Origin of the sequence: Bacillus sp. N5-665 (assembly GCF_022637375.2) — a bacterium.
GTDB lineage: Bacteria > Bacillota > Bacilli > Bacillales > Bacillaceae_G > Bacillus_A > Bacillus_A wiedmannii.
This window is the reverse complement of sequence record NZ_CP093325.1, coordinates 4756077-4768645: the sequence shown is the minus strand read 5'-3', so window position 1 is coordinate 4768645 and position 12569 is coordinate 4756077. Positions and strand designations below refer to the sequence as shown.

The window sequence follows — 12569 nt, the reverse complement described above, 5'->3', positions numbered from 1 at the left end:
ATGATGAGACCGGTAGTAGTAAAAGAAAAGAGAGTAAATGATTCACAAATACATGCTGTAGAAGATGAAGTTAGACAAGCGAAAACGATGGATCGTGATATCGTGAAACATGCGATGAAACAATCCTTTGCGAAATTGAATCCGAAAGTCATGATAAAGAATCCGATTATGTTTGTTGTAGAAATTGGATTTATCATTACGTTCATTTTATCGTTTCTTCCAAGTCGTTCTAGTAGTGTACCAGGATGGTTTAATATAACAGTTTCTCTCATTCTATTATTTACAGTTTTATTTGCTAACTTTGCAGAAGCGTTAGCGGAAGGACGGGGGAAAGCGCAAGCCGATTCTTTAAAACAGTCGAAGAAAGATGTGTTTGCAAATGTTGTAAAAGAAACTGGAAACATTGTTCAAGTTTCAGCAACTGATCTGAGAAAAGATGACGTTGTTATTGTAAAACAAGGAGAAATGATTCCGAGTGATGGAGAAGTCATAAAAGGATTAGCGTCTGTTGATGAATCTGCGATTACAGGGGAATCGGCTCCTGTAATAAAAGAAGCGGGCGGTGATTTTTGTTCCGTGACAGGTGGAACGATGGTCGTAAGTGATGAGATTACAATTGTCATTACGAGTAATCCTGGTGAATCATTTATTGATAAAATGATTTCGTTAGTAGAAGGAGCTGCTCGTCAAAAAACGCCGAATGAGATTGCCTTAAATACAGTATTAACGAGTTTAACGCTTATTTTCTTAATCGTTGTTGTGACGTTGCCGATTTTTACAAACTATTTAGGGTTTCAAATTGATACAGCTGTACTTGTAGCGTTGTTAGTTTGTTTAATTCCAACGACAATTGGTGGTTTATTATCAGCAATTGGTATTGCCGGGATGGACCGGGTGACAAAGTTCAATGTGTTAGCGATGTCGGGTAAAGCAGTAGAAGCTGCGGGTGATATTAATACAATCATTTTAGATAAAACAGGTACGATTACTTTCGGGAACCGAATGGCACATACATTGCTTCCTGTAGGAAATGAGACGATTGAGCAAGTAGGGAAATGGGCTGCGATTAGTTCAGTCTTAGATGAAACACCAGAAGGTCGATCAGTTATAGAATATGTAAAAACGAAATCTATATCATATAATCGAGAAATTGCAGAACAAGGTGAATTTGTTCCGTTTAAAGCAGAAACGAGAATGAGTGGTGTTGATTTACAGGACGGAACGAAAGTGAGAAAAGGTGCTGTAGGTAGCGTAATTGAATGGGTTAGGTCACAAGGTGGAACGATTCCGAAAGATGTAAATCAAAAAGCAGATTCCATTTCCAAAGAGGGCGGGACACCACTTGTAGTTGCAGTGAATAATCGTATTTACGGTTTAATTTATTTAAAGGATACAGTAAAGCCAGGTATGCGTGAGCGTTTTGAACAATTGCGCCAAATGGGGATTAAAACGGTTATGTGTACAGGTGATAACCCGTTAACAGCAGCAACGATTGCAAAAGAAGCAGGGGTAGATGAGTTTGTTGCTGAGTGTAAGCCAGAAGATAAAATTGCGGTTATTAAAGCAGAGCAAGATAAAGGGAAACTTGTAGCGATGACGGGTGATGGTACAAATGATGCGCCGGCATTAGCGCAGGCTGACGTTGGATTAGCGATGAATAGTGGTACGACAGCTGCGAAAGAAGCAGCGAATATGATTGATTTAGATTCGAACCCGACAAAAATTATTGAGGTTGTAGGGATTGGTAAGCAATTGTTAATGACGCGTGGTGCGTTAACGACGTTTAGTATTGCGAACGATATTGCAAAATATTTTGCAATCATTCCAGCAATGTTTACACTTGCGATTCCGCAAATGGAAGCATTAAACATTATGAAATTAACATCACCGCTGTCAGCGATTTTATCAGCATTAATATTTAACGCTGTTATTATTCCGTTACTTATTCCATTGGCGATGAAAGGTATCGCATATAAACCGATGAGTTCGAATGCACTATTGGGCCGAAACCTACTTATTTATGGGCTTGGTGGAGTGATTGTACCGTTCATTGGAATTAAAGTAATTGATATAATTGTCGGCTTGTTCATATAAGGAAGAGGGGAAAAAGATGGAGAAGAAACAAAGTATACTATCACCAATCATCCGTATTACTTTTACATTTTTAGTGTTGTGCGGCCTTGTATACCCGCTTATTGTAACTGGTATTGCACAAGCAGTAATGAAGGATAATGCGGATGGAAGTCTAATATATAATGATAAAAACGAAGTGATTGGTTCTACATTAATCGGTCAAAATTTCACAGATCCACGTTATTTTCATGGGCGTGTTTCTAGTATTGAATATAAAGCAGAAGCATCAGGGTCTAATAACTATGCACCATCTAATCCGGATTTAGAGAAACGAGTAGAGAAAAGTGTTGAAGAGTGGAAGAAACAAAACCCAACTGTTCCGGTAACAGAAGTGCCGATTGATCTAGTGACGAATTCAGGTTCAGGGCTAGATCCTGATATTAGTCCGCAGGCAGCTTCTGTGCAGGTGGATCGTATCTCTAAATTAACGAAAATTCCGAAAGAAACATTAGGTCAATTGATTAAAGATCAAACGGAAGGTGCTGCACTTGGCTTATTTGGAGAGAACCGCGTAAACGTTTTAAAGTTAAATTTAGAATTGCAGAAACTACTGAAACAGTAACAGTGCTACCTCAATCTAACGGATTGAGGTAGCGTTGTTTCGAAAGGAAGGTTGTGAGTGTTTTGTATGCGGATGACTATAAACCAACTTTTCAAAGGCGAACACCAGAAGAGTATTTAGAATATATTCGTCAGCAAAACCGCGGGAAGTTAAAGTTATATGTAGGAGCGGCTCCAGGAGTAGGAAAAAGTTATAAAATGCTCTTTGATGCCAGAGAGATGAAAAAGGAAGGTACGGATATTGTAATTGGTTTAATTGAAACGCACGGGAGAAAAGAGACGGAAGACGCAATTGCTGATTTAGAAAAAGTTCCTTTAAAAGAAATAGAGTATAAAGGGAAAGTATTTTATGAACTCGATGTGGAAGGAATTATAAAACGTGCACCGCAAGTCGTTGTTGTGGATGAACTTGCGCATAGCAATATTCCTGGATCTAAAAATAAGAAACGTTATATGGATGTACAGGAATTGCTAGATGCCGGTATATCCGTCTTATCAGCTTTTAATATTCAACATTTAGAAAGCGTTCATGACATTGTAGCTCAAATTACAAATGTAAAAGTAAGAGAACGTATTCCAGATTTTATTTTACAAAAAGCAAATGAAATTCAACTTGTTGATGCAACACCCGAGGTATTAAGGAAGAGATTAATAGACGGGAAGATATATAAAGAAGAAAAAATAGAGCAAAGCTTACAAAATTTCTTCACGCTTAATAATTTAGGGGCACTAAGAGAATTATCACTTCGGGAAGTTGCCGATGATATGGACGAGAAAATTAGTCAAACCGTTATAGAACCGATTGGCGTGAAAGAAAAAATTCTCGTTTGTGTACAATACAGTTCAACAGCAGAGAAGTTAATAAGACGGGGATGGCGCATGGCGGATCGGTTAAACGCTGAATTGTATGTCTTAAACGTAGAAAGGGAAAATATAGAGTCTCTTGCAGCAGGGAAAAAGCAAACGATTGAAGAGTGGAAGTCGCTAACGAATCAATTTGATGCGAGTTTTGTTTTAGAAGAGGCAAAAGGAAGAAAGCCAGCGGATGTTATTATTGAAGTCGCGAAAAGACTACAAGTAACGCAAATTTTACTCGGACAATCAGCAAGAACAAGGTGGGAAGAAATTCGAAAAGGTTCAATTGTAAATGAAATTATGAGAGAAACGAAGTATATTGATATTCATATCGTTGCAGATCAAAGAGTTTAGAATAGAGACCATCTATAGGTCTCTATTTTGCTTTTTGTACAGCCTGAAAACGTAGCATTTTCATTGCGCATAAAATGATAAATAGAAATGTAATTGCACCTAGGAAGAAAATCCAAAAGTAATTTTGATTAAATACAAGAAATCCACCTACAAGTGGCCCTGTGCTCATACCGAGATAGCGTATGAAGTTATACATACCGATGGCTGTTGCGCGTTCTTGTACGAATTCTTCCGTTAATAAAGTAGTGTGAGTTGGCATAGAAAGTCCCATACTAAAACCGTATAAAGATGTAACGATAATGATGAATGAGATATTGATGCTATATGTGAAAGAGAATAAAGTGACACATATAATATTGAAGAAACTAGTGATGAATAAAGCTTGCTTTGTTGTGAGGCATTTTTGCAAAAGCTTGTAGCAATAACTTCCTAACATAATAGAAAGGGACATCGGTACAAATATAAGACCAATTTTACTTGCAGTTAAGTGAAATGAATTTGTTAAAATGTTTGGTAAAAAAACGAGGAAGCAAAAGTAAATACAAAATTGAATGAAGCCAATAAGATTAATAGAAAATCCAGTTTTATTTTTTAAGATAAACCAGTAACTCTTTTTTGCTTGCGGTTGCTTAATTACAGTTGGTTTTGTTTCTGGAAGTAGTGAAATGTTTATAATTAATAAGAGAATGCCAAGTGTAGATAAAAATAAAAATACGTATAAATGGCCATTTATACTGCCGAGATAACCACCTATAAGAGGGCCAATTGCAGGTGCGAGAGCAAGTAACATTTGATACAGGCTCATCGCTTCTCCGCGTTCTTTTCCTTCAAATAAATCACCAATAATCGTTGCTGCAACTACAGGGATAGCTGCTATTCCTATAGCTTGAACAGCCCTGAAAAATAGAAAAAAATAAACGTTCGCCGAAAAAGCACATCCGATTGAACCAATTGTACTAATGATTAAACTAGGGATAAGGACATATTTTCTCCCTTTTGTATCAATTAAAGGTCCGTATATGAGCTGCATAATTGCAAGAACGAATGTGAATAGTGAAACTGTTAAATTTACTAGATAAAGAGAAGTGTGAAAAGAAGCTTGAATCATAGGCAAGATAGGTGTGTAAATATTTTGAGCGAAGGAACCGAGTAAGGCACTCATACAGACAACATATAAAATGAAATGTAGTTTGGATTTTTTCATCATGTTAACCTCCTTGTTATTTAGTTTCCCGGGAAACTAAATTTATTTTAACATGATTTTCTCACTTGTAAATATGAAAAAATGATTTTAAAATGGTATATAGTTAAATTGTTTCTTTGGAAACTTAGGGGGCGAACGGATTGGAACGTACAATGAAACAAATGGAAATACTTTCGGACATTCGTACACTTTTGCATAAAAAAGAAGAACATTCGAAAGGGCAAAATGAGAAGTTTCTTCGTGAGACAGGTATAAGTGGTATGTCTTTATCTGAATTACATGTGATCGAGTGTATCGGAAAAAATGCTCTGATGAATGTAACTGCTATTACGACAGAAATGGGAATGACAAAGGGTGCAATCTCTAAAATTTGTACAAAGTTGTTTCAAAAGCAATTCGTTGAGAAGATGCAAATGTTAGATAATCAAAAAGAAATTTTCTTTCGCTTAACGGAAAGCGGAAATGAAATATATAAAGCTCATGATAAATTGCATAAACAAGCTGAAGAAAAGTGGCTGCTACTGTTAGATGGATATACGGAAGAAGAGCAAAATTTTATTCAAAGGTTTATAAAGGATGTCTCCAAACATCTGGAAATATAATTGGAAGAAAAAACTCCTTTATTTCAAGCCTTTTGAATATAATTTCTAAAAAAACTCATATATAATAGAGAAAGATACTTAACATAGTGAATAATTAAAGAGTCAATATATAAAGAGGAGAGAATAACATGCTTGAAAATACGGGATTAGTATTAGAAGGCGGCGGTATGCGTGGTGTATATACGGGCGGGATATTAGAATATTTTATGGAACAAGATTTATATTTTCCATATGTAATTGGTGTATCAGCCGGTGCTTGTCATGCAGCGTCGTATCTTTCCAGACAAAGAAATAGAAATAAAACAGTAAATATTGATTATGCATCACACCCACAATATTTATCGTATAAAAATTTATGGAGAAAACGCCAATTGTTTGATATGGAGTTCATTTTTCATGAAATTCCAGAAAAACATGTCCCGTTTGACTTTGAAACATATTTTAATAGTCCAGAGCGTTTCCTTGTAGGTACAACAGATTGTGAAACAGGACAGTCTGTTTATTTTGAAAAAGAGGGAACGAATGATGATGCACTAAATTTATTACAAGCATCTAGTTCATTACCTTTCATTGCACCTGTAGTAAATTACCGTGGTAAGCAGTTATTAGATGGCGGGATTTCGGATCCGATTCCAGTTCGTAAAGCGCAAGAAGATGGATTTAAAAAATCAGTCGTTATTTTAACGAGAAATCAAGGTTATGCTAAGAAAAAATCAAAGTTTGGATGGGTGGCAGCGAAAGCTTATAAAAAATATCCGAAACTTGTTAATACGATGTTGAATCGTTATGAAGTATATAATGAAACACTTCACTACATTGAAAAAGAAGAGCAAGCTGGGAACTTATTTGTTATTCGTCCAGAAGTACAGCTTCAAGTAGATCGTATGGAAAAAGATACGGCAAAACTACAAAATCTATATGAGCAAGGCTATGAAGATGCAAAGAGACAGTTTGCAAATTTACAGTCGTTTTTACAAAAATAAGTATTAGGCTGTGGAGAAGAGTTTCTCCGCAGCCTTTTTATATTGCTTTTAAAAAGATGTATAAATGTTTAAGTGTTTAAAGAGTTTGTAAAACATCTGGTTTTCTTATTGAGGAGCATTCGATTGAACGATACTATGACGATGTAGCACCACTAAATTATTCATTTAAGAGGTGATTGTTAATGAAGGGAAAAGTTTTTACAATTACAACTTTCGTGTTATTAGCAACAGTGATCTCAACCAGTGCCTTCTACTCAACTTTAAGCGTTAATAAAAGTGATAATCTATTATCTTATAGAGCCCAAACTACTACGAATCAAAATGCATCCCGCTGTTCAGTAGCGATTTCTTTTATTAATTCAAATGGGAGTTATACATATATTGAAAGTGCCTCGGATAAATTAGGATCCCATGAATTTGGGAGAGCTAATGATAGCGGCATTTTTAGGGATTACAGCGATAGTGAACGGTCTTTTACTTCTTGCATTGAAAGTAGCTCGTTTGATTGTTGCAAAAGGAAAGTAGCGCATCGAATTTCGATGCGCTACTTTTTTATGTATAAAAAAATCCCTCTTTATGAGGGATTTTAATGTGGTAAGAAAATTAATTGATAAGCGAACAAGATTCCGAATACATACACAAGTGGGTGAACAGAACGGAATTTACCTTTTGCCACTTTCATAAGTGGGTATGAAATAAATCCAAGTGCGATACCTGTTGCGATACTTGATGTAAGTGGCATGCTTAAGATTACTAAGAATGCTGGGAATGCTTCATCAAATGCGTCCCAATCGATGTGGCGAACTGATCCCATCATAAGACTACCAACGATAATTAATGATGGTGCAGTAATAGCTGATACGCCAGAAACAGCACTTACTAATGGTCCGAAGAATGCTGCTAGTGCGAATAGAACAGCTACTGTAACAGTCGTTAAACCAGTACGACCACCAGCTGCAACACCAGCAGATGATTCAATGTAAGCTGTTGATGGTGTTGTTCCGAACATAGAACCGATTGTTGCTGAGAATGAGTCAGATAGAAGAGCTCGTCCAGCTTTTGGAAGCTTTCCGTCTTTCATAAATCCACCTTGTTGAGCTACGCCAAGTAATGTACCTGTTGTATCGAATAATGTAACAAGGAAGAATGAAAATACAACGCCGTACAATCCGTAGTTAATTACATCAGATACAGCAGTAATTGGATTTGAAACGATAATTCCTTCTGGTAATCCAGGCATTGATGTAACACCGTTTGAGAATGTTAATTGTCCTGTGAAGAAAGCGATAATACCAGTTAATAGCATTCCGATAAATAGTGCACCATTTACATTTAAAGACATAAGGACAATTGTAATTCCAAGTCCAGCTAATGCTAGTAGAACTGGAGCAGAGTGAAGATCACCAAGTCCAACTAAGTTTGCTTCATTTTTTGTAACGATACCTGTTAAACGTAAACCGATAAAGGCAATGAAAAGGCCGATACCAGCAGTAATTGCATGTTTTAAGTTTTCAGGAATTGCTTCCATTAATTTTGTACGGAAAGAAGTGAATGATAACAAAATTAAGATCATACCTGCTACGAATACAGCAGAGAATGCAATTGCGAAAGTCATGCCTTCATGAGCTTTTACAACAGAATAAGAGAAGTAAGCATTTAATCCCATACCTGGTGCAATTGCGATTGGTAAGTTTGTAAAGATCGCCATAAATAATGTTCCGACAACAGCAGCGATAATTGTTGCTGTAAATGCTTGTTCAAATGGAACACCTGCATCCCCAAGGATAACAGGGTTTACCACAATGATATATGCCATTGTTAAGAAGGTAATAATACCTGCCATAATTTCAGTTTTAATAGAAGTTTTATGTTTTGAAAGGTTAAACATATAAACATCCTTTCTGTTTACGAATAATTTTCACAACAGTTATATATAATATTCGTTTTTTAACTATTTTGCAATAGTTTTACTTAAAAAGTTTACAACAATTCATATTTTGTGTCTTAAATTCGAATATTAATCGTAACATGATGTGTGAATTTCAGTTTTTATTGTGCGCATTATAAGGAAAAGGAGTTGAAAGAAGCTATGCCACAGCAAAAAAACTTTGTAACAATGCCTGCGCAACATCAAAATAAACAGCCTGGTCTTGAATCGTTAATGAATCCACTTCCGCAGTTTGAAGATCCAAATTATAAAGGAAGTGAAAAGTTAAAAGGAAAGAATGTATTAATTACAGGTGGAGATAGCGGAATTGGACGAGCTGTTTCCATTGCTTTTGCAAAAGAAGGTGCAAATATTGCGATTGCGTATTTAGATGAGGAGGGAGATGCAAATGAGACGAAACAATATGTTGAGAAAGAAGGTGTAAAGTGTGTATTGTTGCCAGGTGATTTAAGTAATGAACAGCATTGTAAAGATATTGTACAAGAGACTGTCCGGCAGCTAGGTAGTTTACATGTTTTAGTAAATAATGTCGCGCAGCAATATCCGCAGCAAGGACTAGAATATATTACAGCAGAACAGCTAGAAAAGACTTTTCGTATTAACATTTTTTCTTATTTTCACGTTACGAAAGCAGCACTTTCTCATTTAAAGCAAGGGGATGTCATTATAAATACGGCGTCTATCGTTGCGTATGAAGGAAATGAAACTTTAATTGATTATTCCGCAACGAAAGGAGCAATCGTAGCTTTTACAAGATCACTTTCTCAATCGTTAGTGCAAAAAGGGATTCGTGTAAATGGTGTTGCGCCAGGACCAATTTGGACACCACTTATCCCATCGAGCTTTGATGAGAAGAAAGTCTCTCAGTTCGGGAGCAATGTTCCGATGCAAAGACCTGGTCAACCATATGAACTAGCGCCAGCATACGTATACTTAGCGTCTGGGGATTCATCCTATGTTACCGGGCAAATGATACATGTAAATGGGGGCGTTATTGTAAATGGATAGTTTTCATTTATAAGAGCAAAGTAAAGTTAATTCCACTTATTATAGTGAGCGCTAGGGGGGATTATAGATGAAAAAGTTATGTTTCGTCATACTATTATTTTTCATCCTACCGGTTAGTGCTTTTGCTGATACAGATCATTTAATATTAGTGAATCTTACGACAAACCAGTTGTCTTTTTTTGAAAATGGAAATTATACAAAAACATTCCCCGTAACAACTGGAAGAGATCGTACGCCTACGCCTGAAGGTAATTTTTGTATTATAACTAAATATAAAAATAAAGAATACCATCGGAAAAAAATAGCTGGGGGTGCACCGAATAACCCTCTTGGTACGAGATGGCTTGGGCTAGATAAGAATGAATATGCGATTCATGGGACAAATCGGGAATGGACGATTGGAAGTAGGGAATCAAATGGCTGTATTCGCATGCATGACAGGGATATACAGTGGTTATATGACCGAGTCCAATTACAGACAAAAGTAATCATTTCTCGTTTTCATACGAGTCCCGAATATGAAGCGAATAAGCTTGGTTACCGCGTTGTGAGTTGGAGTGGTCGTAAAATAGAAGAAGAACAAATTGGTATACTTACGTTAGTAGACCGTGCCGATATATATTGGCAAGAACCAAATGGGCAGTTAACGAAAGTGAAAACAGTATTGCCGAACGAAAGATATGCAGTGTACTCAAAACGAAAAGATGGAGTATATTATATAGGAAACAATTTGTATATTGTGGATGAAACAGGAGAAAAAATTCGTTATGAGCAAATTCCTACTTCGACTTTAAGTAATATATATAAACGGAAATATAATATTCCGTAATGGCTACCGTATTATAGACGGTAGCTTATTTCTACTTCGAGTTTAACTGCAACTATTGTATTTTACTGAATATAATACAGTACAGATAGGGGGGCGGTTACATTATGAAAAGTGAATTTGCTTTTAAAATTTTCTTAGTAACGACCTGTTTATTTATCGTGTATTTGTATGCGTTTCTCGTTTTTTCTTTTTATGTTCCATATGTTGATTTAATATTGTTCTTCGGATTTATTTGGGCATTTGTGAAAGCAAGAGAAGGAGAGAAGAGTATATATCGGCGCATTACCTTATGTGGGACAGTTGTTCTCGTTATTTTGTACTTTTTTATCATGCATGATTTTTGGAGAGGAATGTAAAAAAGCATACGAGTAATCGTATGCTTTTTTTGTTTAATATTTTGGCTTAAAAGTATGACAACAAGTTTCTACACTCGTTGCCACAGAACTTTCTAGCGTCTCGTTTGTTAAAACTGCGCCTGTATATGAATCATTTGTATTCGAACTAGATTCTTGTGCATCTGGTTGAACAATGATTGCACTTGCTTGACAAAAGTTACCTTGTCCCCAAAATGAGCAATTGGAAACAGAACATTTCACTTCTGGCATAAAACCCCCTCCTTATACATTAGTTTGGGATTTTACGCCCATTTCATGTGTAGAAGGAGTTTCCTTTTCTCGTTATTTTTTCGTTTGCTCAAGCCATTCTTTTAATTTGTCTTCCGGTTGTTCACCACTAATACGGCTTACTTCTTTGCCATCTTTAAAGTGAATGATTGTTGGAGTTCCTTTAATTTTATATTCATCCCAAGGAACATCTAGTTTTTCAATATCCATAACTTTCATATCAACGTTCAAGTCTTTAGCCATTGGTACTACGACAGGAGATAGCTTTTGACAATGAACGCAAGATGTTTGATAAAAGTATACTGTTTCTTCTTTGTTCTCTTTTAAATTCTTTTGAAGATCTGAAAGAGAGATTTTGTTTGTATAGTAGTCAGGGCCATTTGTCTTACTATCAGTAGCATTATCAATTTTTTGGCTAGTAGCGTTTTTTTCTTCCATTTGTGTGACAGCGAAAATTGCTGCAAACAAGGCGATAATAATACCACCAAATATAAGCATTTTTTTCATTTTTTCATCTCCTTATTTGTTTTTTATTACAATAAAACTACAAACAGCGATTGTAATAAAGCCGATAAGTGCTAAAAACGGGATTGTAATAAAACCAAACCAGTTTATGAATTCTCCGGTGCAAGGTACACGTCCGCAAGCTGCTCCAGCAGCTGAAAATGCTGCGACTTTTTGAATTGCGTAGTGATATAAAGAAATACAAGCACCAATACTTGCAATTGGTAAAGAATAACTTGCGATGCGATAATCTTTCTTTGCTACAGCTATACCAAGCCATAAAACGAATGGATACATAAAAATACGTTGATACCAACAAAGTACACAAGGCTCAAATTTCATGATTTCAGAAAAATAAAGACTTCCTAGTGTAGCGATAAAAGAAGCTCCCCACGCGGTAAGTAAAGCATATTCTTGCTTTTTTTCTCGTCCCATATTTTATACCTCTCTTATAATAGTTACATACTAAATTATAGTATGAAGTGGCACAGAAAAGAAAGAAAAAATATGTTTATCAATAAAAGTTTTATAAGGAAAAACTTTTATTGATATCGATATTTAAAAAAGCGCCATTCTCCTGAAGAGAATAGCGCTATATTTTACATTTGAATTTGCTCTACTTCTTCTATATGTGACTTTTGGGATGCATGGTCAATATATTGAAATAGGAGCTGCAATTGTTTATCAACTTCTGACATTTCTTTACTGTATTGATAAGCGTGTAAAAAATGTTCAATACGCTTAGAAAATAGTTGATCGTTCGTTTGAACCATAAGAACGAGTAATTTATCCCAATTACAGCTATACGTGTAATAGAGAGCTTTGTCATAGTCGTTATATGTTTGCACTGTGTACCCTCCTTACTGAGGAGTTATATATAGTGTGTGACAAGTAAGGAGAAATACACTTGAAAGAATTTGTTAAGAAAAAAAGTGAATGAAAAGAAAAAACGAGGTGTATCCTCG

General features: G+C 35.8%; 15 protein-coding genes. 9 read left to right on the top strand and 6 right to left on the bottom strand.

Features of this window, described 5'->3' with window-relative positions; translation table 11 throughout:
* The first annotated feature begins 3 nt into the window (after positions 1 to 3).
* The 3 genes from kdpB to kdpDN are packed head-to-tail and all read left to right on the top strand — an operon-like array spanning position 4 to position 3903.
* On the top strand, positions 4 to 2094 hold the full coding sequence (gene kdpB, locus MNO09_RS27115; RefSeq protein ID WP_070168414.1) for a potassium-transporting ATPase subunit KdpB: 2091 nt from the start codon (positions 4 to 6) through the stop codon (positions 2092 to 2094).
* Between the two features lie 16 nt (positions 2095 to 2110).
* Positions 2111 to 2695 (top strand): K(+)-transporting ATPase subunit C, encoded by a 585-nt coding sequence (kdpC, locus tag MNO09_RS27110; protein ID WP_088107445.1) that lies wholly within the window; start codon positions 2111 to 2113, stop codon positions 2693 to 2695.
* A gap of 53 nt (positions 2696 to 2748) precedes the next feature.
* Positions 2749 to 3903 carry a KdpD-like non-kinase potassium sensor gene (gene kdpDN, locus MNO09_RS27105; RefSeq protein WP_002096843.1) on the top strand — a complete coding sequence of 385 codons (1155 nt, stop codon included), beginning with the start codon at positions 2749 to 2751 and terminating at the stop codon, positions 3901 to 3903.
* Positions 3904 to 3925: 22 nt separating this feature from the next.
* Here kdpDN and MNO09_RS27100 read toward each other — a convergent pair whose 3' ends face one another.
* Positions 3926 to 5107 (bottom strand): MFS transporter, encoded by a 1182-nt coding sequence (locus tag MNO09_RS27100; RefSeq protein WP_000748684.1) that lies wholly within the window; start codon positions 5105 to 5107, stop codon positions 3926 to 3928.
* A 152-nt stretch (positions 5108 to 5259) separates the two neighbouring features.
* On the opposite strand from MNO09_RS27100, the gene MNO09_RS27095 reads away from it, so the two are divergent.
* The 3 genes from MNO09_RS27095 (at position 5260) to MNO09_RS27085 (ending at position 7282) form a co-directional block, all read left to right on the top strand.
* Positions 5260 to 5709: a MarR family transcriptional regulator gene (locus tag MNO09_RS27095; RefSeq protein WP_371400099.1), complete on the top strand. Its 450-nt coding sequence runs from the start codon at positions 5260 to 5262 to the stop codon at positions 5707 to 5709.
* Between the two features lie 128 nt (positions 5710 to 5837).
* Positions 5838 to 6692, top strand: a complete 855-nt coding sequence (locus MNO09_RS27090) for a patatin-like phospholipase family protein (protein WP_000892705.1) — start codon at positions 5838 to 5840, stop codon at positions 6690 to 6692.
* A 182-nt stretch (positions 6693 to 6874) separates the two neighbouring features.
* Positions 6875 to 7282, top strand: coding sequence for a hypothetical protein (locus tag MNO09_RS27085; RefSeq protein ID WP_002096840.1), 408 nt, complete (start codon positions 6875 to 6877; stop codon positions 7280 to 7282).
* On the opposite strand, the gene MNO09_RS27080 is transcribed toward MNO09_RS27085, so the two are convergent.
* Positions 7279 to 8580: an NCS2 family permease gene (locus MNO09_RS27080; RefSeq protein WP_000482729.1), complete on the bottom strand. Its 1302-nt coding sequence runs from the start codon at positions 8578 to 8580 to the stop codon at positions 7279 to 7281. The two genes, MNO09_RS27085 and MNO09_RS27080, sit on opposite strands and share 4 nt — an antisense overlap.
* A 201-nt stretch (positions 8581 to 8781) precedes the next feature.
* Between MNO09_RS27080 and MNO09_RS27075 the strand changes: the two genes are divergently transcribed.
* The 3 genes from MNO09_RS27075 to MNO09_RS27065 all read left to right on the top strand — a co-directional run bounded on the left by MNO09_RS27075 (position 8782) and on the right by MNO09_RS27065 (position 10833).
* Positions 8782 to 9648 carry an SDR family oxidoreductase gene (locus tag MNO09_RS27075; protein WP_001136293.1) on the top strand — a complete coding sequence of 289 codons (867 nt, stop codon included), beginning with the start codon at positions 8782 to 8784 and terminating at the stop codon, positions 9646 to 9648.
* 67 nt (positions 9649 to 9715) lie between these two features.
* On the top strand, positions 9716 to 10477 hold the full coding sequence (locus MNO09_RS27070; protein WP_000732018.1) for a L,D-transpeptidase: 762 nt from the start codon (positions 9716 to 9718) through the stop codon (positions 10475 to 10477).
* Positions 10478 to 10581: 104 nt separating this feature from the next.
* A complete protein-coding gene (locus MNO09_RS27065; RefSeq protein WP_000834190.1) occupies positions 10582 to 10833 on the top strand; it encodes a hypothetical protein in 252 nt (83 codons plus the stop codon).
* 33 nt (positions 10834 to 10866) lie between these two features.
* Here MNO09_RS27065 and MNO09_RS27060 read toward each other — a convergent pair whose 3' ends face one another.
* The 4 genes from MNO09_RS27060 to MNO09_RS27045 all read right to left on the bottom strand — a co-directional run bounded on the left by MNO09_RS27060 (position 10867) and on the right by MNO09_RS27045 (position 12452).
* Positions 10867 to 11082, bottom strand: a complete 216-nt coding sequence (locus tag MNO09_RS27060; RefSeq protein ID WP_001115397.1) for a DUF1540 domain-containing protein — start codon at positions 11080 to 11082, stop codon at positions 10867 to 10869.
* A gap of 72 nt (positions 11083 to 11154) precedes the next feature.
* Positions 11155 to 11607 (bottom strand): thioredoxin family protein, encoded by a 453-nt coding sequence (locus MNO09_RS27055; protein ID WP_000738443.1) that lies wholly within the window; start codon positions 11605 to 11607, stop codon positions 11155 to 11157.
* A gap of 12 nt (positions 11608 to 11619) precedes the next feature.
* Entirely contained in the window at positions 11620 to 12039 is a 420-nt protein-coding gene (locus tag MNO09_RS27050) for a disulfide formation protein C (protein WP_000532262.1), read from the bottom strand.
* Between the two features lie 164 nt (positions 12040 to 12203).
* Complete coding sequence (locus MNO09_RS27045; protein WP_088107442.1) at positions 12204 to 12452, bottom strand: YhdB family protein; 249 nt, start codon at positions 12450 to 12452, stop codon at positions 12204 to 12206.
* Positions 12453 to 12569 lie beyond the last annotated feature (117 nt).